Genomic DNA, 24,485 nt, shown 5'->3' on the forward strand with positions numbered 1-24,485 from the left:
GAAGTATTATATATGATTGAAGAAGAAAACGACGACCTTACAAACGGACAAAACGACGAGCCTCAAGAGACCATAACCCGGGTTACGGGCATGTACAAAGATTGGTTTTTAGACTATGCATCTTATGTTATTCTAGAACGCGCCGTACCAGCTATTGAAGATGGTTTTAAGCCTGTGCAACGCCGTATTATGCATTCCATGAAGGATTTGGATGATGGGCGTTATAACAAAGTAGCAAACATTGTTGGGCATACCATGCAATACCATCCACATGGCGATGCCAGTATTGCAGATGCCATGGTGCAAATAGGGCAGAAAGATTTGTTAATTGATACCCAAGGAAACTGGGGTAACATATTAACAGGAGACAGTGCAGCTGCCTCACGTTACATAGAAGCACGTCTATCTAAGTTTGCGTTAGATGTTGTTTATAATCCAAAAATTACAGAATGGCAAGCGAGTTATGATGGGCGTAGAAAAGAGCCAGTAAATTTACCAGTAATGTTTCCATTGCTTCTAGCTCAAGGAGGAGAAGGTATTGCTGTAGGTTTATCCACTAAAATATTACCGCATAATTTTATAGAACTTATTGATGCTTCTGTAAAGCATTTACAAGGAAAACGTTTTACAATTGTGCCAGATTTTCCAACTGCAGGTATTGCAGATTTCTCAAATTATAACGATGGTAACAGAGGAGGAAAAGTTCGGGTTCGAGCAAAGATTTCTCAATTAGACAAAAATACACTAGTAATTACAGAATTGCCTTTTGGTACAACAACATCGTCTTTAATAGATTCAATTTTAAAGGCCAATGACAAAGGGAAAATCAAAGTAAAAAAGATTGAAGATAACACTGCTGCCGAAGTAGAAATATTAGTGCATTTACCATCAGGCTTATCTCCTGATAAAACCATTGATGCACTTTATGCATTTACAAGTTGTGAGTCTTCTATTTCTCCTTTAGGTTGTGTTATAGAAGATAACAGACCATTATTTATTGGCGTTTCTGAAATGTTGAGACGTTCTACAGATAATACTGTTCAGCTATTAAAACAAGAACTTGAAATTAAGCTTGGTGAGCTTGAAGAGCAGTGGCATTTTGCTTCCTTAGAACGTATTTTTATAGAAAACAGAATTTATCGTGATATTGAAGAAGAAGAAACCTGGGAAGGTGTTATTTCTGCCATAGATAAAGGATTGCAACCACATATTAAGCATCTAAAACGAGCGGTTACAGAAGATGATATTGTACGATTAACGGAAATCCGAATTAAACGTATTTCTAAATTTGATATAGATAAAGCACAGCAAAAGATAGATGCTTTAGAAGCACAAATTGCTGAGGTAAAACATCATTTAGAGCATTTGATAGCCTATGCTATTGCTTATTTCCAAAGGCTTAAAAAAGAATATGGAGAGGGTAGGGAGCGTAAAACAGAAATAAGAACTTTTGATGATGTAGACGCTACGAAAGTAGTAATTAGAAATACCAAACTCTATGTAAATCGTGAAGAAGGCTTCGTTGGGACTTCCTTACGTAGAAATGAATATGTGTGTGACTGTAGTGATATTGATGATATTATTGTTTTTACTAAAGAAGGTAAAATGATGGTAACTAAAGTTGACTCTAAAACTTTTGTTGGGAAAGATATCATACATGTTGCTGTATTTAAGAAGAAAGATAAGCGCACAATTTATAATATGATATATAGAGATGGTAGAAAAGGACCATCTTATATTAAGCGTTTTGCGGTTACTAGCATTACCAGAGATAGAGAATACGATTTAACTAATGGCAGCAAAGGTTCGGTAACACTGTATTTTTCTGCAAACCCTAATGGAGAAGCTGAAATTGTTTCGATCAATTTACGTCAAGCTGGAAGTATCAAAAAGCTAAAATGGGATATTGATTTTGCAGATATTTTAATTAAGGGACGTGCTTCAAAAGGTAATTTAGTAACTAAGTATCCTGTAAAACGTGTAGAGCTTAAGGAAAAAGGTGTTTCTACATTAAAACCGCGTAAGATATGGTTTGATGAAACAGTACAGCGTATAAATGTTGATGGTAGAGGCGAACTTATAGGAGAATTTAGAGGCGAAGATAAATTGCTAATTATTAGTCAGTCGGGTATGGTTAAAACTGTTACGCCAGAAGTTACTATGCATTTTGATAGTGATATGATTGTGTTAGAAAAGTGGGTGCCCAAAAAACCAATTTCAGCAATTTATTATAATGGCGAAAAAGAATTGTATTACGTAAAGCGTTTTCTCATAGAACAAGAAGGTAAAGACGAATCGTTTATCTCAGATCATCCAGATTCTCAATTAGAAATTATTTCTACGGATTGGAAACCCATGGCTGAGGTTGTTTTTGCCAAAGAACGCGGGAAAGAAAGGAGAGAAAATTTTGAGATAAACCTAGAAGAGTTTATTGATATAAAGGGAATTGCTGCACAAGGTAATCAATTAACAAAATACAAGGTTAATCAAATTAACTTGCTAGAGTCATTACCATATCAAGCCCCTGAGGAAGTACATGCTGACGAATTAGAAGTTGTTGATGAAAAAGAATTACCAGCTAAATCTGATGGTAATGAAAATAATAATAGTACTGAAGATTCTAATGAGGAAATTGATGATGAAGGACAGATAACTCTGTTTTAAGTGAAACAATTAGGTTTTTACACAGGGCTAAGATACTTCTTTACCTTATTATTTCCTGCTTTATTGTTTATAGGAGTCTTAACCATAATTTATGAATGGGACTTGTCTTTTGTTTTTTCAATTGCTATGCCTGTTCTGGTAGTTATCAATATTATCCAATTAGTGTTTTTTATGCTAAAACGGAAAAGCCTTATACTTTTTAATATAGCATCCCTGATATTATTTTTTTTCTTTTTTGACTCTTTTTTTCAATTCAACTTTAATATAACTAAAAGAACTCAGGAAAATTCTATCTCACTATTGTCCTATAATGTACATGGATTTAAGCCAAGTCATGGAAATCAAAATTACAGTGATGAAAACGTTGTAGATTTTATAAGGGAAAATAATCCAGATATTGTTTGTTTTCAAGAGTTTTCAGCCATTAAGTTTAAGCTGTTTGTTGATGAATATCCTTATTGGGTAAAAACTAATTTGATGATACCAAATCAAAAATCAGTTTTAGCAATTTTTTCAAAATACCCTATTGTAGACAAAGGTTATGTAGAGTTTGCTAACAGTCTTAACAATACTATGTTTGTAGATGTTGAAATTTCGAAAAAAGTAATTAGGGTATATAATGTACATTTAGAATCTTATAGAACCACTTTGCAACATAATATAAATAGTGTAAGAAGTTTTATGCCTTTATTGAAGATAGTTTCTCAAGCAGATAAAACGAGAATTTCTCAAGCAAAAATTGTTAAAAAACATATTGCCGATTATAATGGTGATGTTGTCATTTTAGGTGATTTTAATTGTACGCAATATACCCCTGCATATCTTATTTTAAAAGACTTACGGAAAGATACATTTGTTGAAGCAGGTAATGGTTTTGGCTCTACATACGAGCTTTTTAATTACCCTTTTAAAATAGATCATATTTTAGTAGACGAAACTTTTGAAGTTGTTAGTCATAAAAACTTTAACATCAACCTATCCGATCATGAACCTGTTTTGGCTGAAATAAAACTATAAGGTTTAAAACAGTATATCTATATCATCCGAAGAACATAATTCTATTAGGTTTTTTAGTAATTGCTCGTAATTTTTCAATTCTTGTTTTGTAATAAACTCATTGGCTCTATGTGCTTGTTTTATTGATCCAGGACCACAGATAATACTTTGTAAACCAGCCTCGTTGTATTGTCCTGCTTCTGAGGCATAGGCTACTGTGCCAATGTTTTCATTAGAGTTTATTTTTGACATTAGTTTTACAATATCACTGTCAGCTTTGCTATCAAAAGGTATCACAGGAGGATGAATCTCTTCTGTTTCAATTTTAAAATCTGGAAATATAGGCTTTAGTTCTAGCATCCTATTTTTACAATGCGATTTAAACTCTTTAATAACTTCATCTAAACTATCATTAGGGACCATCCTAGCATCCCATGAAATATAGGCTTTATCTGCAATAACATTAGGGGCAATGCCTCCATGAATTATGCCTGTATGTAATGAGGAATATGGTGGAGAAAAACGTTCATCAGTATTTCCATGTTTAACAAACGCATTCATTTTGTCTTCTAACCACAGGACTAACTTTGCTGCTTCATGTATAGCACTTACTTCTTGTTTTATTCTACTACTATGCCCAGCAGAACCATTTACACTGGTGGTATATAAACAAATGCCTTTGTGACCAATAATGGGTTGTAATAAAGAGGGTTCTCCAATTATAGCATACTTTGGTGTTTCTGGATAATGATTTTTAAGATGTGCAACTAATTCAGGAGCAGATAAGCAGCCAATTTCTTCATCATAAGAGAATGCAAAATAGATAGGTTTTTTAAGTTTAGCTTCTTTTAAATTAGGAAGCATACTTAAGCAACACGCCAAAAACCCTTTCATGTCGCATGTGCCACGTCCATATAATTTCCCATCATTTTTATCGGTAAGTGTAAAAGGGGGAGTATCCCAATCTTGTCCTTCAACAGGAACAACATCTGTATGTCCGGATAGAATAATGCCACCATCTTCTGCTGGACCAATACGACAATGTAATGACGCTTTCGTATTTTCTTTATTAGGAACCAAAGTACAAGTAATTCCAAAAGATTCAATATAGTTTTTTATCCATTGGATAATGGATAAGTTACTATCTCCTCCCAAAACAGGAAAAGAAACGAGTTTAGCTAATATATCTTCAGTGGTCATATTGTGTGTATTTCTATTGCCTCAATTATTTTTGAGATATCGTCCTTGTAGTTAAACCAAATGATATCTTCATTTTTTCTGAACCAAGTGAGTTGCCGTTTAGCAAATCGTCTTGTGTTTTTTTTAATTTCTGATATAGCTAAATCTAATGTCCATTCATTATCAAAATATTTGAATAGTTCTTTATAACCTACGGTATTTAAGGCATTTAAATCACTATATTTAGCTAAAGATTTAACTTCATCTAATAAGCCTTCATTTATCATAATATCCACACGTTGGTTGATACGTGAATATATTAGTTCTCTATCTGCTGTTAATCCTATATGAATTGTTTTAAATGGTCTTTTATCCTTTTTCTTGTTTAAAAATGAAGCATAAGGTTTACCTGTACCAATACAAACCTCTAACGCACGAATGACACGATGAGGATTATCTATGGCAATGGATTTATAACTTGCTTCGTCTAATTGTTTTAGCTGAAGTTGAAGGTGTTCTAAACCTTGTTCTTTTAGTTGGGTGTTGAGGTTCTCTCTTATTGATGGATCTGTTTTAGGGAAATCATCTAATCCATTTGTAATAGCATCAACATACAGGCCAGAGCCTCCAACCATGATGATGATATCTTTAGTTTTAAATAGCGTGTCTAAACATGTTATGGCATCTTTTTCGAAAGCACCTACATTATAAGTGTCTTTTATTGATTTATGATGAATAAAGTGATGTTTTGCAGTTGCTAATTCTTTTGTGGAGGGGGCTGCCGTGCCTATTTGCATTTCTTTGTAGAATTGACGGGAATCGGCAGAGATTATTTCCGTATTAAAATGCTGCGCCAGCTTAATACTCAAAGCTGTTTTACCAATAGCTGTGGGACCAACAATGGATATAAGATATTTAGGTTTTATTTCTATTGAATAGTGATTTAAAAAATGAAATGTAAAGGTACTACCTAAAATAAATTACACCAAACTATGGATTTGAAAATGATTTTGGCTGACTGTTGCGCAAGGGATTGAACTGTATGTTGGAGCTCCCGACCTAAGGAGGAGCGACTAGTGATAGCCCGACCCTTGTGGTTGCGCCCAAAAATTAAATATGTAATTTTTCTCCACAGTTGTAGCAATATTCTGCGCCATCCCTATGGTCTTCAGCCAGACAGTTTTCGCAGGATTGGGAGTTTAAACTTACGAGTGGTGTTTGTGTATTGTCTTTCTTTTTGCCTAGAGCTGTATATTCTGCTGATACTATTCCTGTGGGAACTGCTATTATGCCATAACCTAAAATCATGATAAGGGCCGCTATAAACTGGCCTAGCGGAGTAACTGGAGCAATATCACCAAAACCAACTGTGGTTAGGGTTACTATACACCAATACACACTTACGGGAATACTTGTAAAACCGCTTTCTTCTCCTTCTATGAGATACATTAAGGTACCAAAAATGATACATAAAATAAGCACAGCAAAAAGAAATACCGAAATTTTTGCTTTACTTGATTTTATTGCTGAGGCCAATAAATTTGAAGCACCTAAATAACGTGCTAACTTTAATATTCTAAAAATACGTAATAACCTAAGTGCTCTTAGGGCAGCTAGGGCATGAATACCACCAAACAGGAGTGAAATATATTTTGGAATTGTAGATAAAAAATCAATTATGCCATAAAAGCTAAAAATATATTTGTAAGGCTTTTTTACAGTAAGTATTCGAGCTATATACTCTATGGTAAATAAAATGGTTATAACCCACTCTGCAATATTTAAAAACTTATGGTATTTAGCGTCAAAACTTTTAATGCTTTCCAGCATTACAAAAATGATACTAGCTATAATTGCTATGAATAAAACAACATCAAAGATTTTCCCTGCTCGGGTATCTGCTTCATAGATAATATCATGAAGTTTATGTCTCCAATTATTGTTAGATTCTGTTTTACTCATAGTATCAAAAGTACTAAAGTTTTATGATTTCTTTTTTAGTACGATTAGTGAGTTATTTTGGATATTTACAACTTGATTCATTAATTCTTTTAGGTAAGGATAGTAATCTGGCACATATACAGCTTTATTGAAACTTAAGCTAAATACCATATTTATGATATTGCCAACTACATTTACAGCATAATTTAAGTTACCTGTTTTATTGGGTAAAGCTAATCTGGTGTTTTTAGGTAGTTCGGCAACTTGATAAACATCTCCTAAATCTAAATTAAGCATATAAACATAATTGTCTTTATATCCAAAATCTATAGGATAAGTACGCTCTTGTAATTTGAATGGGTTTTCTTTAAAGTAAGTAAATATAAAAGGGTTTAAATAAATGGTTTCTGAGATGTTTTCAGTTTCATAATCGATACTGTAAGTTTCAGCAAATTGAGGACTGGTTTTTGTTGAATTCTTTATGTTATAATTTGAAACCATAATATCTTTATTTCTGTCTTCTAGTCTATCAACATAACTGTCTGGGTTAGGGAAATATGATTTTCTGGAGCTTAAAGCGTGATATCCTGTTGTTCTAGTATTAACAGAACCTGAAAGCTTTTCTGTATCATCAAAATGAAGTTTAAGGCTATAAAGTGTTGATGATTTATCTTTGGGTTTTATATCAATCCATGTGCTCCCTTTTTTAAAATCAACCAATCTCCCATACTGATTGAGGCATCTAAATGGTATTTCTCCAAAGGATAAATATTTATCAGTCGCATCCAATAGATAAGTTTTGTCATCTATCGTTGCTTGAACAATAAGGTAGTTAAAATCTGTAATTACTGGATATATTTTTGTAGCAAGTCCATTACCACGTGTAGATAGAAATACTGGCTTTACCGCAATGCCACTTTCTTTGAGTAGATTATGCAGTAAAATATTGATAGATCCAACATTTCCAGATTTATTTTTTAAGATATTTTTAATTGAAACGTCTTTGAAAATATGAAAAGACTCATCCCATGTATAATTGGTTTGCACGTAATTATAAATGCCTTTTGCTTTTTCTAAGAGGTTAGTTTCATTCTGCAAATCTAAAGGCAACAGTTCTTCAATATTGATAGATTTTTTTAATTGCTTTCCAATGTCCTTTTCTGTTCTTAATTCTTTGTCTACATCACTCCAGGTTTTCGTGTAATCTACAACTCTACCATCCATTCCTTTGAAGGTTTCTAACTCATAGTCTATTCTAGCAAGGTAATCGTCTTTTACCGTCATGTAATCTTCTTCAATAAATGCAGGGATATCTTTCATGACATATTTCGCAATAGTACAGTCTGCACTGGCGCCACTATACATTATTAAGCATTTTTTTTCTAGACTTACATCATTGGTTGCTAGCGATTTGCCTCCAGTGAGTTTAATGTGGTACAACCAATTAGCTGGAATACTTGTATTATATTCACTATGTTTTTTTGGTATATCGTCTTGAAACTCCCATCCATGATACTTTCTCATATAAGGAGACTGTAGTTTATAGCTATATGTAATTACAGCGCCTTCCTTAATGTTTGGGAGTGTGAATTTTACAATGGTGTAGTTTTCGTTATATTCCTCTCTATAAATGTCTTCTGGTTTTAATTTTGTTGTTTTTACATTACCATTTTCAAGCGTATAGGTAGCTCCAAAAATATCATCTACTTTTTCATAATCATTGCTGTTGCCTTTATATAAATAGATGGAAACATTAGCATTATCAAAACCTTCTTTGTTAAAAATTTTAATCTTACGTTTAATGTGGGTTCTTAAATCATAATCATTTCTATCAACATGACTTTTTCCATATTCATAGAGTACTAGAGCGTTTGCAGTTGAATCTTTTTCATAAATATTTAACTTTAAATCACTTAAGGAGACTCTGTAGACAGGATCTTTTTCTGTATCTTTAGATTGAGCATATAGTAATATGTTACTAAAACTAAATATTAAAAGGATTATAGCTTTTTTCATTGCTGATCTATTATGATTTGTTTCACTTTTTTATTGCGTCTTAAATAACTTTGAATAATGTGTTGAGTGTCTCTGTTGTTTTGCATTGGTGTAATTATAGATTCTAAAACTTCAAGATTGTTAATTTGATAGTTTAAATTGAAAAACCCAAGTCCTTGAAATACACCATTTTTTATTAAAATAGCACTTCGTTCATCTATATCTCTGCCTTTGTCTACTATTACCATATTTTTATTACTATAACTGTTTTTGCTAATTAAAAGCTCTACACGTTTGTTATAGATTTCTACAGATTCTTCGCCAACACATGCGCCTAAGCACTCTTTTATATCATAGTTAAAACAACTTGACGTTGTTTTATATTCTCCTACTAGTTTTTGGCACAAATTATATTCGCTAATCGCTTTAGATATAAAGCTTTTTCCACTTTGTAAATTACTAAATGTGGTTATAGCTTTTCTTGTTTTGTCTACTTTATTGATAGAAAGATTTAGATAGCCATTATTGTCTAAGAAACTGTAGAGCGCGTGAGTAAAACTATTTCGTTTTAAGGCACGATTAAAAACGGGTTTATTTTTTTTAATTTCTTCACTTTCTTTTAGTAATGCAACTAGCTCGCTACCTGTAGCTTCGTAAGTAACAGCTGCCACCAATGTTTGAATTTTTTTTGACTTAGGGTTAGTGTTTGTAAAATGTTGATTGATGCGCTTTTTAATATTGTTGCTTTTACCAATATATATAATTTCTCCATCGTCTTTATGAATATAATAAACCCCAGTTATAGAGGGTAACTTGGCAATTATATCTAAATGCCTAGGTTCTAATTGGCGTTTTGGGTTAAGCCTTACAGCATCTTGTATAATTTTTTTTTCTGAATCTTTATCCAGAAGCATTTTAAAAAGCTTTACTGTAGCTTGTGCATCTCCTGAAGCACGATGTCTGTCAGCAACAGGTATTCCTAAAGCGCGTACTAGCTTTCCTAAGCTGTAAGAGGCTTGCCCTGGAATTAAATATTTAGAAAGTTCAACAGTGCAAAGCGATTCCCTTTCATAATCAAACCCTAACCGACTAAATTCTGTGGATAAAATACGATAATCGAATTGCGCATTATGAGCTACTAAAATACATCCATCAGTAATTTCAACAACGCGTTTGGCAATTTCGTAAAACTTTGGGGCATTACGCAGCATATTATTGTTTATGCCTGTGAGGTTAACTACAAAAGGTTGTATGTCGCGTTCTGGATTTACAAGGCTTATAAACTGGTCTACAACTTCATGACCATCAAATTTATAGATAGCGATCTCTGTAATACCCTCTTCATTGTATTTACCTCCCGTAGTTTCTATGTCTAATACTGCGTAGATTTGTTAAAAGTTTAGTTTTATCTATCCGATATTGTAATTTCTTGCTCCAAAAATACTACTTCCCACACGAATCATAGTGCTTCCGCATGAAATAGCGAGTTTGTAATCCCCACTCATACCCATACTTATAGTTTCAGGCTTAAAATTAAAAGTTTCACGTGATTTTAAGCTATCAAAAACGTTTTTTAAGTAGTTAAATTCTTGTTTTATTTGAGTTTCATCATTTGTTAAAGTTGCCATTCCCATCAAGCCAGTAATATTGATGTTTTTTAATTCTAAAAACTCTTGAGAAGATAAGATTTTTGAAACCTCTTGGGCTGATATACCAAATTTAGAAACCTCTTGAGCAATTTTAATTTGAAATAAACAATCTATTACTCTATCATGTTTTTTGGCTTGCTTGTTAATTTCTTTTAAAAGTTTAAAGCTATCTACACCATGAATTAAATGGACAAAACTAGCCATATACTTTACTTTATTGCGTTGTAAATGCCCTATCATGTGCCATTCAATATCTTTGGGCATTTGCTCATGCTTTTCGACCATTTCTTGAACTTTATTTTCGCCAAAAACATGTTGACCTGCATTATATGCTTCTAAAATAGCACTCACAGGTTTTGTCTTTGAAACAGCTACAAGCGTTACATGATTAGGTATAGATGCTTTTATATTTTGAAGATTGTTTTTTATACTCATCACGCAAAATTAGAATAGTTAAAAGTAGTTACAAACATTTGGCTTTAAAAAGTTAGGTTATTCTCGATTTTTATTAATGAATTTTGTTGGGTTTAAATAACCTTTAGTTTTATTAGAGTATCCAGAACCAATATCCATTAATAGGGAATCTCTTATTTCGAAATGTAAATGCGCAAGGTATATGCCATTACAATTTCCTATAGTTGCAATTTTTGTTCCCTTTTTTACAAAGTTACTTTCTTCAATTAAAGTAGTATCGCAGTGTGCATAAATGGATTCGTATAATTGGCCTTTATGTAGATGAATAATTCTTATCACATTCCCCCAACCACCTCCATAGTCTTTTACTTGGTTTGCATATCCATTAGCAATAGCATAAATAGGATCTCCTAAATCGGAATTACCACCTCTAACACCATTCCAGTCTTCTCCTAAATGATTGTTTTCTTGGAATTTTTGTGCATTATAATATCCAGAAGTATCTAACTTTCCAATAGGAAAATCAAATCCGTTTGATATATGATTTTGATTAGATTTAAATAAATCAATAAACTTTTTCTTTATTACTTTATGAGAATTAGTTGTTTCATTATTATCTGTAATAGGTATATCTTGTTTGTTTTCTTTACATGAAAAGATTAGAATGAATAGAAGTACACAAATTAGAAATTGTCTCACAATGTATTATCCTTTCAAGAATTGCCCAGATACTTTTTCAGCCTTTCTACTTTCAGAATAATCGTAAAACCCTTCTCCAGATTTTATACCCAATTTACCAGCATTAACCATATTAACTAGTAGTGGACATGGTGCATATTTTGGGTTTTTAAATCCGTTATACATAACGTTTAATATTGAAAGGAATACATCTAAACCAATAAAATCGGCTAATTGCAAAGGTCCCATAGGGTGTGCCATTCCTAATTTCATAACTGTATCAATTTCTGAGACTCCTGCAACACCGTTGTATAGCGTTTCAATAGCTTCATTAAGCATTGGCATTAAAATACGATTAGCTACAAACCCCGGGTAATCATTAACTTCCACAGGTACTTTATTTAATATTTTAGACAGATTCATAATAGTATTAGTAACTTTATCACTGGTATTATAACCTCTAATAATTTCTACTAATTTCATTATTGGTACTGGGTTCATAAAGTGCATTCCAATAACATGGTCTGGTCTAGAAGTTACTGCTGCTATTTGGGTAATAGAAATAGAAGATGTATTGGTCGCCAGAATTGTAGATGCAGTACAAAACGCATCTAAATCTTTAAATATTTTAAGCTTTAAATCTAAGTTTTCAGTGGCGGCTTCAACTACTAATTCAGCTTTGCTAACCCCTTCTTTAATAGAAGTGAAACCTGATATATTATCTAGCGTGGTATTTTTGGTAGCATTGGTAATTTTTTCTTTGGCAACCATTCTGTCTAGATTCTTAGTAATGGTTTGTAAACCTTTTTCTAAAGCCTCTTGACTAACATCAATAAGTTGTACTTTAAACCCGTTTTGAGCAAAAACATGGGCAATACCGTTTCCCATAGTTCCAGCACCTATTACTGCGATATGTTTCATATTATTTTTATTAGAGTTTTAATCTCACTCTAAGCTTTCCGTAGGAGTGAAATTCCGCCCTTATAGCGAGGTTGATAGGGCTTTTAAAACTGATTAATAATCATATTAGCTACTCGTAACGCTTCAGTACCATCGTGTAAGGTTACTACAGGTGTGGTATTATTATTTATAGCTTCAGCAAAAGTTTCTAATTCCATTAGAATAGAATTCACATCAGGAATTTTAGGGTTATCAAAATAAATTTGCTTTTTGATACCTTCAGCATTTTGTAAAATCATATCAAAATCGCCTGGATTTTCAGGAGCATCTTTCATTTTTACGACTTCACATTTTTTTTCTAAAAAGTCCACTGAAATGTAGGCATCTTTTTGAAAAAATCTGCCTTTACGCATCTTCTTTAATGATATTCTGCTGGCGGTTAAATTGGCTACACACCCGTTTTTAAACTCAATTCTAGCATTGGCAATATCTGGTGTATCGCTAATTACAGCAACACCACTTGCTGATATATGTTTTACTTCAGATTTTACTATACTTAAAATGATATCGATATCATGTATCATTAAATCTAATACTACAGGTACATCTGTTCCGCGAGGGTTAAATTCTGCCAAACGATGTGTTTCAATAAACATAGGAGTTTTAATATCGTCTTTAACAGCTAAAAATGCAGGGTTAAAACGTTCTACATGGCCTACTTGCCCTTTTACTTTATGGAGCGCTACCAAAGCTCTCAGGTCTTCAGCTTCGGCAACAGTATTTGTAATGGGTTTTTCAATAAAAATATGCTTACCTTTTGTAATGGCTTTTATAGCGCAGTCATGATGCGACAGTGTAGGTGTAACAATATCTACAACATCAACCGCATCTATTAAATCATCAATAGAGTCAAATAATTTATAGCCAAATTCGCGAGCTACTTCTTCAGCAGTTGCAGTATCGGCGTCATAAAACCCAATTAAGTCATATTTATTAGATTGTTTTAAAAGTCTTAAATGAATTTTCCCTAGATGTCCAGCACCTAAAACCCCAGCTTTTAGCATAATTTTATCTTGGTATTAAAGCTTTTTTTAGTATTTAAATTACATGGAAAAACCACTAAAATTTTAAAAGAAAACCTTAAGTTTTTCACACTTTAAAGATACTAAATTTAAATTCTGTCAAAATTGTTTTTCACTTAAAATTGTTTGTGTAATTACAAGAATAATTTCTAGCCGTATTGCAGCTAAGTTTCATTTGAAATTGTCATTTCCGAGACATCTGAAATTTAAATGAAATAATTTCTATTATTCTAAAAGCCTAATACTAGAAATCTCTATTTTCTTTGATAGTTCTTTTGAAGAAATTCTTTTATTTTAGCATGATTAACCTCCCAAGAATTGAAAGACACATTTAAACACCAGGGCATGCGCCAGCAATTGGTTAGCACGGTAAAAGCCAAAGGAATACAGAACGAAAAGGTATTGAAAGCGATTGGAAAAATACCAAGACATTTATTTATGGACTCTGGTTTTTTAGATCATGCTTACCAAGATAAGGCTTTTCCTATTGCTGCAGACCAAACGATTTCTCAACCCTACACAGTAGCATTTCAAACAGAATTATTACAAATCTCCTCAGGAGATAAGATATTAGAGATAGGTACAGGAAGTGGTTACCAAACTGCGGTGTTGTGTTTATTAGGAGCCAAGGTATATAGTATAGAACGCCAACAAGAACTTTTTAAAAAGACAAGCAAGTTTTTGCCAAAATTAGGTTACAGGGCTAAAAAGTTAATTTTTGGAGATGGGTATAAAGGCTTACCTGGAGAAGCTCCTTTTGATAGTATCATTGTAACAGCAGGAGCACCATTTGTTCCAAAACCCTTATTAAGTCAGTTAAAAGAGGACGGCGGGCGTTTAGTTATTCCCGTTGGAGGTGATGTACAAGTTATGACGCTTTTTATTAGAAAAGGGACAAAGGAGTTTGAAAAGCATGAATTAGGTGAATTTCGTTTTGTGCCTTTGTTGGAGGATAGGAATTAAAGTAATGTGTTTTCTAAATTTATTTGTTGCCTACAAATGTTGTGTTTGCACCAATATCTGTAGCGTCACTAGCAGCATTTTTGCCAAGAGATTCTTCTGCCAATGTATAACTTAATACAGCATTGGATTGTGTAACAAAACTAGGAAATCCATGTATTGAATTTAAATCTTGTCCACTAGGAACAGCGTTTTGTTGCCATTGTTCCAAGTTGAACATTTTATCTTGATAGTATATGTTGCCATTAATAAGTGTGTAATCTGAAGTGTTTGTGTTGATATGATTTCCATAACGAAGTAATTCTAAATTACCCAATATTATATTGTTTGTTAGAGTGGCATTAATAACAGGATCATTGCCATTTTTTAATTTTAGATCTGAAACGAATGTATTATGGCTAATAAAATGACCTTCGGGTTGCTCTGAGCCTCCACCATTAGATATCTCAACAGGGCTTTCAAAAATGTTATTAGAAATTTCTAAGATGCCTCCTTGGGCTCTGCCAGCTATAAAGCAAGATTCTCCAACACTAGTTTCAGGCTGGTAATTATTGCGTATGTGTATGTTTGCTTTACCATATACTGCTCGATTGGAGTGTTTAAAATATAATGGCCTTGGCGTATTGGTAAATATATTGTTTTCTATTCTAGCATGCGTTAAACCAAAAAATATAATGTTAGCGGTGTTCCCATGAACATTTTGAATCCCTGGTCCAGTAAGATTACAATTAAAAACGCCAAAATAATTGGCATTATAGTTTAATGCTTGAAATGTACCGTGATTATCTCCACCACTCCCTGTTATATTACCTACTATATTTCTAAAAGTATGATAGTTTGTTGGTCTGTCTTGTCCTAAATTTATGCCTTCATTTCCTTTAATGTTGAAGTTGTGCCATAGCCAATATTGTTGGCCGTCAATTTCCAATCTTGCATTAAGAGTAAGTGTTGCTGGTTGTTCTAGAAAAGAAGCACTTCTTATATAGACAAACTGTTCTAGTGTTCCGGGACCTGATCCGTAAAACTTTGTGTCTATAAAATCATTTACGGTTACATCAGATAAAAAATTAAGACAATACCAAGTTTTAGATTTACAGAGTTCTCGTAATGCTTTATCAAAAGTAGCCCAAGGCGCGTTTTGTGACCCGTTATTCTCATCGCTAGCATTTAGACCGCCAATATATCGTTGTGCCGTTTCTGGTATGACATCAGTTGGTGTGTTGGGGTACAGTGTACTGGAATAGATTTCGAATGTTTCAGGTTCTATTACAGTTTCTTTTTCAGTATCAACGATTTCTTCACTTGTTGAGCATGAATTCACAAGAAAGTATAACGCAATAAGCGTTATAGCATAAGTAGGTTTTAGGTGCATGGGGTATTATTAAAATAACATCTGCAAAGTACAACAATTATTGTTTTTCAAAAATTCCAAATAATTCATTACCCATTCTAGGAGGAATAGAATTGTAGCATTTTTCAAAAGTTTTAATATTGAAATAAGGCTTAAAATAATTTAAGTATTCTTCTTTTGAACCACCAAACGGCCGCTTTTCCATATCGCTTGTTAAAGGGAAATTAAACCAGAGACCAACTAATTTTCCTTTAGGTTTTAATAGGTTGACCATTTTTTCTGCACAAGCTTTTCTCGTTTCAGGAAGAGGAGGAAATGAACAGAAAAATGTTTGTTCCAGAATTAAATCGTATTTATTTTTATGATCAAAGAAGTTACCTTGTATTATGTGTTTAGAAGGGAAATTTGGAACTCTTTTTTGAAATGCCTCTAAAGGAGCTTTGGCAATGTCTAAAATGTAAACATTATTAAACCTATTTTTAAAAAGGTATTCAGCTTCATAGGCATTACCTGCTCCTGGGATTAAAATTTTTAAATTTTTATTTTCTAGTTGGTCGATATAAGTTTTTAATGGAGTGGAAGTCATCCCTATATCCCAACCAGTGTTTTGTTCTTTGTAACGTTTAGACCAGTAGTTTTCTATGGGGTTTTTATTGTCTCTTTGCATAGTAAAAATTTAAAGATGGTTTGTCATCCTGAACTTGTTTCAGGATCTTATAACTAATTAAATCTTATTGGATCCCACAAATCATCCCAATTTGGATTTTCTTTTTCAATTAAATTTATCTTCCATTGCCTATGCCAATTTTTCAATTGTTTTTCTCTTTTAATTACATCGTTTATAAACTGAAACTCTTCAAAATATACTAGTCGTTTTAATTTGTACTTAGCAGAAAAAGAATTTCCTTCTCCTGCAATATGCCTTTCCATTCTATCGTCTAAACCTCCAGTTACTCCAATGTATAAAGTGCCATTAGGTCGGTTGGTTAGTATGTAAACCCAATAATTATGATAAGCGCGTTTAGCCATTATTTTGATACAGGAGTATTGAGATGCTGAAATAAATTCAGCATGACAAGACACAAGTTACTTTTCAAAAATCTTAGTTTCTAAACCATCAATACTTTTGGTGTTTTTTTCTTTCCAATAGTTTTCAATCCTTTCTTTTCCCTGTTTTTCTGCCCATGCATTTAGTTGTTGACGCTCTTCTTTAAAATCCATAAACGGCACTGCAAATCCACAAGAGGTTTGTACGCTTTCAACTTTCATCTCTACAATTTGTCTCGTTCCTGGAATTTCTGGGAAATGATGCTTGTTGTTTTGAAATTCAGCATCCCTTTCATGATATACCTTGGCACTTCCATATAGCCTAAGAATAAGAGGCTTAGCTTCAAAAGAACAAAACATTATGGTCATTCTGTTATTTTCTAATATATGTGCAGCAGTTTCATTGCCACTACCAGTTAGGTTTAGCCAAAGCACGGTATTTTTATCTGTAACTTTAAAACTATCGGCTAATCCTTTTGGCGATAAATTTATTCTACCATCTGCAGCAGCAGTAGCTACAAAAAATATATGCTGTGCTTCAATAAATGTTTGAAGTTTTGATGTGATTTCGGTAAAAAATTTTGCCATAAATTTTTATTTTTCAAACTGATTATTAGAATGTTTCAAGTCCATTAACAACAGGTAAAGTAAGCTTTGTTTTATCTAAATCTACAGTTAATTCAGTTCCAGGTTCTGGGTGTAAAGTATATGCTTTATCACTTGAAAAAATTAGTAGTCCAATTTGTTGACCAGCTTTTATAATTTGATCATCCGGTTGTAAATCAAAACTAACAGTGTGAAATTTACCAGGTTTTAAAGGTTTGCTTTTGGTCAACGATTTATAGTTTTGAGGATCTGCCCATCCACGTGTGATAATGTTATCAGTTATTTTAGCACGTCTACCTTCATTCCATGGTAACGATACTAACCAAACCGATAAATTGGCTGCAGGTTTACTACTAGCTAAAGTTACTGTAATTTTTGGCACACCAGAAATATGTATATCTTTACTAAGTTTGGGTGTAACGTAGAGCAGCCTGTGTTGTGTTAGTTCAGCTTTGGCTAATGCTTCGCCGCTAAAAGAATAATTGTCTATTAGTGTTTCAGTATTCTGCTGTTTTGGAGTGGTTAGTTTTAAACCTCCAGCTTTAGGAGCACCACTTGTTAGGTATAGTGTTACATCTTTAGACTTTGGATTTGGATAATCTGGATAGGACGTTGGGTCTTTCATATTATCGTCTTCACGAACAATGAATGCTTTATTAGGCTTGTTTTCTATATTATTATCAATACCATGTAAATAGTGTGTAAACCATGCATTCATCATAGATACGGGAGGAGGGCCTCCATGTCCGTATTGATGGTAATAAATAGCCGTTTCCAATCCCATTTCCTTAGCCTTTTTATATATTCTGTAACTATGTTCTGGCATCACATTCCAATCATTAAACCCGTGAGACATTAACATGGCGGCTTTCATGGGAGCCATATCATTTAAATAATCTCTTCCAGCCCAGAAATCGTTATAATCTCCAGTAATCCTGTCCATACCGTTTTTCATTTCGGTATCTCTTACTCTTTTATTGTTTGAGGCGCGTTTGGTTTCATCGCCACTATGGATATAATCGTATAACACATCAATGTCTTCACCAAGGTAACCACCTGGAGAACGTACTAAACCATTACTTCTATAATAATGATAATAGGAAGTATTTGGTGCCACAGGAATTATAACTTCTAATCCGTCAACTCCAGTAGTTGCAGCAGCAAGCGGTATAGTGCCATTATAGGATGTTCCTGTCATACCTACTTTGCCAGTACTCCAAAAGGCTTTTACTTCTTCATTACCATAAGGTTCTGTGTAACCTTTAGCACGACCATTTAGCCAGTCGATTACCGCTTTAGGTGCCAAAGATTCGTTATCGCCACCAACTGTTGGGGAACCCTGAGATAGCCCTGTACCGGGAGATGAGGAATGTACAACAATATAACCTCTTGGCACCCAGGTTTTAATTTGTGAATTTGATATTATTGGGCGTTTGCCAAGGCGTGTTACTTCAGGGTGTACACGTTCGGGTCCCATTTCTCCCAATTCATGTTTAACATCCCAAAATACACCATCTACATCAGGTGCAACGCCTGCATAATATGGACTCGACTCATAAATTACAGGTAGTTTTAAACCTTCGGTATCGGTTTGGTAAGGGCGTGTTACATCTACATGCATTCTATCTAATTTGCCATCGCCATCAGAATCAAATTCTGTTTCAACAAATACATCATGTCTAATCCATTGTTCAGGTGTATTAAAAGCTTCAACTATTTGAGCCTCTCCATCTTTGAAAACTGGTTTTGATTCTTGTGCTATTACTGTATAAGCCAGTACAAAAGCCAATACACTAAAACTATATCTTGATAAATGTTTCATATTATTTCTTTATTGGAAGGTATTTTTTAGGAATTAAATTGTCTTCGGTTTCTTGGGCCCAAAAAATGTTTGCAATCCACCAACGGTTTTCATCGTTTATAAGCTGAATACTATTTATACCACGCATAAAGGGTTCCTTGTCATCTTTACTATGATAGCATTCGTAAGTGCTAAATACATGGGCTATATTTCCAAAGGTATTTACTTTTCTATTGATTTCTTTTTCAATAAAACCATTCATTTTTAACCACTTTTTAGAATTGTTAATGTAATCTTGAGGAGTTAAATATTTGGCTTTATAAACATCATCCTGATTCATGCCAGTAGGAATTAATTTGGCACCCGGATAGAACAAAAACTTAAATTGTTTCCAATTGCGTTCTTCTTCCTTTTCAGCAGAAATAACTTGGTAGAGTGTTTTTATGGTTTTATCAAGTGTACGTACTGTAGAACTGTCGATTACGAATTCTTTTTTTTCAGATTTTTTCTGTGCCTGTACTGCAATTGTTAAACAGTATGATAGTAGGATAAGTGTTAACGTTCTCATTTTTAATTGATGTAAAATACGATGCAAAATAATGAATTAGAAACCTATAAATGGTTAATGTCATCATAAAATTATTATGGTATTAGAGTTCTTGTATCAATTGGATATTAGAAGATTTACTGCAGATATGCTACAGTAAGCGTTTATGTGTTATGAATTTAAAAAGGAGGGCTACTTGTAGATTTTCTTGATTCTATCCAGATTACGCTTATTGTCTCTATCCTTTATGGTTTCGCGTTTATCGTATAGTTTTTTACCTCTTGCTAAAGCAATATCAAGTTTAGCCAAACCTTTATCATTTATAAATAAACGTAGCGGTATAATGGTAAGCCCAGAGTTTTTAACTTCTTTTTCTAGTTTTTTTAACTCACGTTTATTTAAAAGTAGTTTTCTAGTAGCTTTAGGTTTATGGTTGTAGTAATTGCCAAAGGCATACTCTTCAACAGTCATGTTTACTACAAAAAGCTCTCCACGCTCATTAAACTCACAGAAACTTTCTGCAATAGAAGCCTTACCACTTCTTATAGATTTTATTTCGGTACCGGTTAACACAATGCCAGCAGTATATTTATCCAATATCTCATATTGAAAACGTGCTTTTCTATTCAGTATGTTTACCGTTTTTTGCATGGGAGCAAAACTACATAAATTCCCGTAAAGCAAGCCCTTTAATGCATTGCTTTATATTATAAACCTCTAAATCAAGGTAAGGGTTAAGATGTAAAAAACGTTAAATAAAGACTAATCGTTTTTTTAATCCATGTAAATGCTAGTATTTTAGCATAATAGCGTTTATTTAATATGAAGAGATTTTTACGAATTATTGTTTTGGCTACAATTGTGTCATCCTGTGCAAGTATTAAAAAGCACAACGTACAGATTACCAAATTACATGCGGTTGATGATTTAAAAGAAGATGTAGATAAGTTGTATCATCAACTAAAGAAACACCACCCTAAGCTATATCAATACACACCAAGAGACATCATGGATTTTAAGTTTGATAGCTTAAAAACATCTATCAAAACACCCATAAACTCACGTGATTTTTATAAAAAACTAGCTCCAGTTTTAACTAATGTTAGGCAAGGACATGTATCTATCCGTCCACAAGGGAAGCAGTTTACAAGAAAAGAACGTAAGGTTTTAAAAGAGAAGAAATTTGAGTTTTACGATTTGGATTTTGATTACAGAGATAGCAAGCTTTATGTAAAACGTACTATTGGTAAAGATTCAACTTTTGTTGGAGCAGAAGTTTTAAATATAGCTGGAGAATCTGCACCAGAATTAGTTGAAACTTACAAAACACGTTTTGCTTCGGATGGATTTAATACCACACTTTTTGATAGGTTTGTAAGCAAAGGTTTTAAAGCTTTTTATGTAAGGGATAAAGGGTTTTTAGATAGCTTGAAAGTGACGTTTAAAACCAAAGATTCTACCTTTTCTAAGGTATTTAAGCGTGTGCCAAAAAAGAAAAAGAAAAAAACTGATTCTACATCGACGAAAAAAGATAGTATCAAAGTACCTAAACCTAAAAAGCTCACTAAGCAGCAAAAGGATAGTTTAAAAGCAGTAGCTAAAAAAAGAAAGGCATTCAATAAAAAACATGGATACATTGCAAGAACAAAGGAGTATACCAGAAATTTTAAGTTTATTGGAGAAGATAGCACTGTTGCTTACATGAAAATACGAGGATTTTCAAATGGGAATTACAAGAAGTTTTACGAGGAGAGTTTTAAAAAAATAGACTCAGTAAAGGCAAAACACTTCATTTTAGATTTGCGTGATAATGGAGGCGGGCGTATTGCCGAAATAGAGCGTTTATATTCTTACTTAACCGATAAGGAATTTCAGTTTATTACAGAAAGCGAAGTAAATAGTAGACTTCCTGTTTTAAAATCAATAATGAGTAACACTACACCAACGGGGCTTAAGGTACTATCTGGTGTATTCTCTCCTATTTTAATTGTTCAGAACCTACTTAGAGTAAAAAAGAAGGATGATAAATTGTATTACAAATTTAAATATGCTAAACCAGAACAACCCAACCCATTAAACTTTAAAGGAAAAGTATATGTGTTAATTAATGGTAATTCATTTTCTGCCTCTTCCATAATTTCAACAAATTTACATGCTACAAAACGAGCTACTTTTGTAGGAGAGGAAACAGGTGGGGCATATAATGGAACCGTAGCGGGCTTTTATAAACTCTACGAATTACCTAACTCTAAATTGGTTACTAGAATTGGGTTAATGCAAATTGAAGCGCCTTACAAGCATAATCCCGATGGTTATGGCATAAAACCAGATATTGAAATCTTACCTACAGTAGAAGAGATGCAACAGCTAAGAGATCCAGAGTTGGATTGGATACTTCAAGATATAGAAAAAAATAGGTAGATAGTAACTGTCATTGTGTTTTTGTTAAAATATAAGATGAAAATTTAACGTATCATATTTCTACTTTGATAACACATTTTTTTTATGGTGTAAACATAAAACATTCGTATTTTTGATATTCGTTTTAAATTAATATTCAAAATTTTTATATGAACTCATACGATGTAGCTGTAATAGGCTCGGGACCAGGAGGATATGTAGCAGCAATCCGTTGCGCACAATTAGGCATGAAAACTGCTATTATCGAAAAATATAGTACTCTAGGTGGTACATGTTTAAATGTAGGTTGTATACCAAGTAAGGCGCTTTTAGATTCTTCGCATCATTATGAAGATGCTGTAAAACATTTTGAAGAACACGGTATTGAAATTCCTGGAGATGTTAAGGTAAATTTAGAAAAGATGATTGCACGAAAGCAGTCTGTAGTAGATCAAACCACTGGAGGTATCGATTTCTTAATGAAAAAGAATGAAATTGATGTATATCATGGTCTAGGGAGTTTTAAAGACGCTACACATATAACTATAGAAGGCGAAGAAACTATTGAAATTGAAGCTAAAAAAACGATAATAGCAACAGGAAGTAAACCTTCTACATTACCTTTTATAGAAATAGATAAAGAACGTATCATTACATCCACAGAAGCCTTAAAGTTGAAGGAGATTCCTAAACATTTAATTATAATTGGTGGAGGTGTAATAGGATTAGAATTAGGGCAAGTATATAAAAGACTTGGAGCTGAAGTTACTGTAGTTGAGTATATGGATAGAATAATTCCAACTATGGATGCAGGACTTTCTAAGGAATTGAATAAAGTATTCAAGAAGGCAAAATTCAAAATGCAAGTGTCTCACAAGGTAAAATCTGTGGAGCGTAAGGGCGATGAGGTTATTGTAAAAGCAGATAATAAAAAAGGAGAAGAAGTAGAATTTAAAGGCGATTACTGTTTAGTTTCTGTTGGTAGAAGTCCATATACAAATGGATTAAATGCTGAAGCTGCAGGTGTAAAGTTAGATGATAGAGGTAGAGTAGAGGTAGATGCCCATTTACAAACATCTGCTTCAAATATTTATGCTATTGGCGATGTAGTTAAAGGCGCCATGTTAGCACATAAGGCAGAAGAAGAAGGTGTGTTTGTAGCTGAAACCATTGCAGGACAAAAACCACATATAGATTATAATTTAATTCCTGGAGTAGTATATACATGGCCAGAAGTAGCAGCTGTTGGAAAAACAGAGGAGGAACTTAAAGAAGCAGGTATTGCATATAAATCAGGTTCTTTCCCAATGCGAGCCTTAGGTAGAAGTCGTGCTAGTATGGATTTAGATGGGTTTGTAAAGATTTTAGCAGATAAAACTACTGATGAAATTTTAGGGGTACACATGATAGGTGCCAGAGCTGCAGATATGATAGCAGAAGCAGTAGTAGCTATGGAATATCGTGCTAGTGCAGAAGATATATCTCGTATGTCTCATGCGCATCCAACGTTTACTGAAGCCATTAAAGAAGCCGCTTTAGCAGCTACTGAGGATAGGGCTTTACATATATAGATAACTATGTATTGTAATAAATAAATACAAGAGCAACCTTCTAAGGTTGCTTTTTTGTTTTAATGAAAAATATTTTACTACTTATTATCTTTTTAGAAATGTTGTTGTCTTCTACAAAAATGAAATTTTCAGAAAGCATTGTAGAAGGGTATTTTATAGAAAAAGATTTGTTGAAAATTAAAAATACTAAACTTCATAAACAAAGTTTTACAGAAATAGAATGGTCGTCTAATAGAAAACTTAGTTGGGAAGATTTTAGAGGTATACCTGATACTATAAAATTTCCAGAATCTATAGCGATAACAACTTCATCAATACACTTCAAAGGAGCATATCCTAATCCGTTTAAAAATGGTAAACTTTCTATAAAAGCAGTGTTTAGTATGTATGAAAGTTGGGTAATATTTGATGATAAATCAGATGCTCTTTTAGAGCATGAACAATTACATTTTGATATAACTGAATTATATGCAAGAAAAATAAGAATGGTTGTGAAAGAAATAGAAACTTCTTTTTCAGAAGAAGAAATATTACAAACTTTGAATGCAGTTAAAATTGAATACAAAAAGAGGCAAGAACAATATGATGAAGAAACTCAGCACGGTAGAGATAAAAGAAGTCAGAAATACTGGGAAGAATTAATAAAAGTAGAATTAAAAAAACTTGAGGCATATAAATAGAATAGGTCTTGTTTAACAATTTAA

22 protein-coding genes are annotated in these 24,485 nt (G+C 33.0%); 6 read left to right on the top strand and 16 right to left on the bottom strand.

The features are described from left to right. Nucleotides 1-12: 12 nt before the first annotated feature. A complete protein-coding gene (locus EYD46_RS03635; protein ID WP_130935710.1) occupies nucleotides 13-2,664 on the top strand; it encodes a DNA gyrase/topoisomerase IV subunit A in 2,652 nt (883 codons plus the stop codon). After that, nucleotides 2,665-3,681, top strand: coding sequence for an endonuclease/exonuclease/phosphatase family protein (locus tag EYD46_RS03640; RefSeq protein ID WP_130935711.1), 1,017 nt, complete (start codon nucleotides 2,665-2,667; stop codon nucleotides 3,679-3,681). 3 nt (nucleotides 3,682-3,684) lie between these two features. On the opposite strand, the gene argE is transcribed toward EYD46_RS03640, so the two are convergent. The 9 genes from argE to EYD46_RS03685 form a co-directional block, all read right to left on the bottom strand. After that, nucleotides 3,685-4,860, bottom strand: a complete 1,176-nt coding sequence (gene argE, locus EYD46_RS03645) for an acetylornithine deacetylase (RefSeq protein ID WP_130935712.1) — start codon at nucleotides 4,858-4,860, stop codon at nucleotides 3,685-3,687. Continuing rightward, nucleotides 4,857-5,765 (bottom strand): tRNA (adenosine(37)-N6)-dimethylallyltransferase MiaA, encoded by a 909-nt coding sequence (miaA, locus tag EYD46_RS03650; RefSeq protein WP_130935713.1) that lies wholly within the window; start codon nucleotides 5,763-5,765, stop codon nucleotides 4,857-4,859. Before miaA ends, argE begins: the two co-directional genes overlap by 4 nt. A gap of 184 nt (nucleotides 5,766-5,949) precedes the next feature. Next, a complete protein-coding gene (locus EYD46_RS03655) occupies nucleotides 5,950-6,801 on the bottom strand; it encodes an ion transporter (RefSeq protein ID WP_130935714.1) in 852 nt (283 codons plus the stop codon). 21 nt (nucleotides 6,802-6,822) lie between these two features. Beyond that, on the bottom strand, nucleotides 6,823-8,796 hold the full coding sequence (locus EYD46_RS03660; protein ID WP_130935715.1) for a DUF3857 domain-containing protein: 1,974 nt from the start codon (nucleotides 8,794-8,796) through the stop codon (nucleotides 6,823-6,825). Next, a complete protein-coding gene (locus EYD46_RS03665; protein WP_130935716.1) occupies nucleotides 8,793-10,163 on the bottom strand; it encodes an exonuclease domain-containing protein in 1,371 nt (456 codons plus the stop codon). The genes EYD46_RS03660 and EYD46_RS03665 overlap by 4 nt, the downstream gene beginning before the upstream one ends. 21 nt (nucleotides 10,164-10,184) lie before the next feature. Continuing rightward, the gene (locus tag EYD46_RS03670) at nucleotides 10,185-10,859 is read right to left on the bottom strand and encodes a YggS family pyridoxal phosphate-dependent enzyme (RefSeq protein WP_130935717.1); all 675 of its coding nucleotides are present in this window, start codon (nucleotides 10,857-10,859) and stop codon (nucleotides 10,185-10,187) included. A gap of 57 nt (nucleotides 10,860-10,916) precedes the next feature. After that, entirely contained in the window at nucleotides 10,917-11,537 is a 621-nt protein-coding gene (locus EYD46_RS03675; RefSeq protein ID WP_130935718.1) for a M23 family metallopeptidase, read from the bottom strand. A 6-nt stretch (nucleotides 11,538-11,543) separates the two neighbouring features. Then, nucleotides 11,544-12,437, bottom strand: coding sequence for a 3-hydroxyacyl-CoA dehydrogenase family protein (locus EYD46_RS03680; RefSeq protein ID WP_130935719.1), 894 nt, complete (start codon nucleotides 12,435-12,437; stop codon nucleotides 11,544-11,546). An 83-nt stretch (nucleotides 12,438-12,520) separates the two neighbouring features. Beyond that, on the bottom strand, nucleotides 12,521-13,480 hold the full coding sequence (locus EYD46_RS03685; protein ID WP_130935720.1) for a Gfo/Idh/MocA family protein: 960 nt from the start codon (nucleotides 13,478-13,480) through the stop codon (nucleotides 12,521-12,523). Nucleotides 13,481-13,816: 336 nt separating this feature from the next. Here EYD46_RS03685 and EYD46_RS03690 point away from each other — a divergent pair, with 336 nt between their 5' ends. Next, the gene (locus EYD46_RS03690; RefSeq protein WP_130935721.1) at nucleotides 13,817-14,461 is read left to right on the top strand and encodes a protein-L-isoaspartate(D-aspartate) O-methyltransferase; all 645 of its coding nucleotides are present in this window, start codon (nucleotides 13,817-13,819) and stop codon (nucleotides 14,459-14,461) included. Between the two features lie 19 nt (nucleotides 14,462-14,480). On the opposite strand, the gene EYD46_RS03695 is transcribed toward EYD46_RS03690, so the two are convergent. From EYD46_RS03695 to smpB, 7 genes are all read right to left on the bottom strand, one after another. Beyond that, nucleotides 14,481-15,830, bottom strand: a complete 1,350-nt coding sequence (locus tag EYD46_RS03695) for a hypothetical protein (protein ID WP_130935722.1) — start codon at nucleotides 15,828-15,830, stop codon at nucleotides 14,481-14,483. Nucleotides 15,831-15,867: 37 nt separating this feature from the next. Then, nucleotides 15,868-16,476 carry a methyltransferase domain-containing protein gene (locus EYD46_RS03700; RefSeq protein WP_130935723.1) on the bottom strand — a complete coding sequence of 203 codons (609 nt, stop codon included), beginning with the start codon at nucleotides 16,474-16,476 and terminating at the stop codon, nucleotides 15,868-15,870. 53 nt (nucleotides 16,477-16,529) lie between these two features. Then, nucleotides 16,530-16,838 carry a GIY-YIG nuclease family protein gene (locus EYD46_RS03705; protein WP_130935724.1) on the bottom strand — a complete coding sequence of 103 codons (309 nt, stop codon included), beginning with the start codon at nucleotides 16,836-16,838 and terminating at the stop codon, nucleotides 16,530-16,532. 57 nt (nucleotides 16,839-16,895) lie between these two features. Further along, nucleotides 16,896-17,444, bottom strand: a complete 549-nt coding sequence (locus tag EYD46_RS03710; RefSeq protein ID WP_130935725.1) for a pyridoxamine 5'-phosphate oxidase family protein — start codon at nucleotides 17,442-17,444, stop codon at nucleotides 16,896-16,898. A 25-nt stretch (nucleotides 17,445-17,469) separates the two neighbouring features. Next, nucleotides 17,470-19,284, bottom strand: coding sequence for a Xaa-Pro dipeptidyl-peptidase (locus EYD46_RS03715; protein WP_130935726.1), 1,815 nt, complete (start codon nucleotides 19,282-19,284; stop codon nucleotides 17,470-17,472). A gap of 1 nt (nucleotide 19,285) precedes the next feature. Beyond that, nucleotides 19,286-19,831: a hypothetical protein gene (locus EYD46_RS03720; RefSeq protein ID WP_130935727.1), complete on the bottom strand. Its 546-nt coding sequence runs from the start codon at nucleotides 19,829-19,831 to the stop codon at nucleotides 19,286-19,288. Between the two features lie 171 nt (nucleotides 19,832-20,002). Further along, nucleotides 20,003-20,461, bottom strand: a complete 459-nt coding sequence (gene smpB / locus EYD46_RS03725; protein WP_130935728.1) for an SsrA-binding protein SmpB — start codon at nucleotides 20,459-20,461, stop codon at nucleotides 20,003-20,005. Between the two features lie 171 nt (nucleotides 20,462-20,632). On the opposite strand from smpB, the gene EYD46_RS03730 reads away from it, so the two are divergent. The 3 genes from EYD46_RS03730 (at nucleotide 20,633) to EYD46_RS03740 (ending at nucleotide 24,461) form a co-directional block, all read left to right on the top strand. Then, nucleotides 20,633-22,231, top strand: coding sequence for a S41 family peptidase (locus tag EYD46_RS03730; protein ID WP_130935729.1), 1,599 nt, complete (start codon nucleotides 20,633-20,635; stop codon nucleotides 22,229-22,231). 149 nt (nucleotides 22,232-22,380) lie between these two features. After that, on the top strand, nucleotides 22,381-23,781 hold the full coding sequence (gene lpdA / locus EYD46_RS03735; protein WP_130935730.1) for a dihydrolipoyl dehydrogenase: 1,401 nt from the start codon (nucleotides 22,381-22,383) through the stop codon (nucleotides 23,779-23,781). Nucleotides 23,782-23,900: 119 nt separating this feature from the next. Then, entirely contained in the window at nucleotides 23,901-24,461 is a 561-nt protein-coding gene (locus EYD46_RS03740) for a DUF922 domain-containing protein (RefSeq protein ID WP_165454331.1), read from the top strand. Nucleotides 24,462-24,485: the final 24 nt, after the last annotated feature.

Origin of the sequence: Hyunsoonleella pacifica (genome assembly GCF_004310335.1) — a bacterium.
Taxonomy (GTDB): Bacteria; Bacteroidota; Bacteroidia; order Flavobacteriales; family Flavobacteriaceae; genus Jejuia; species Jejuia pacifica.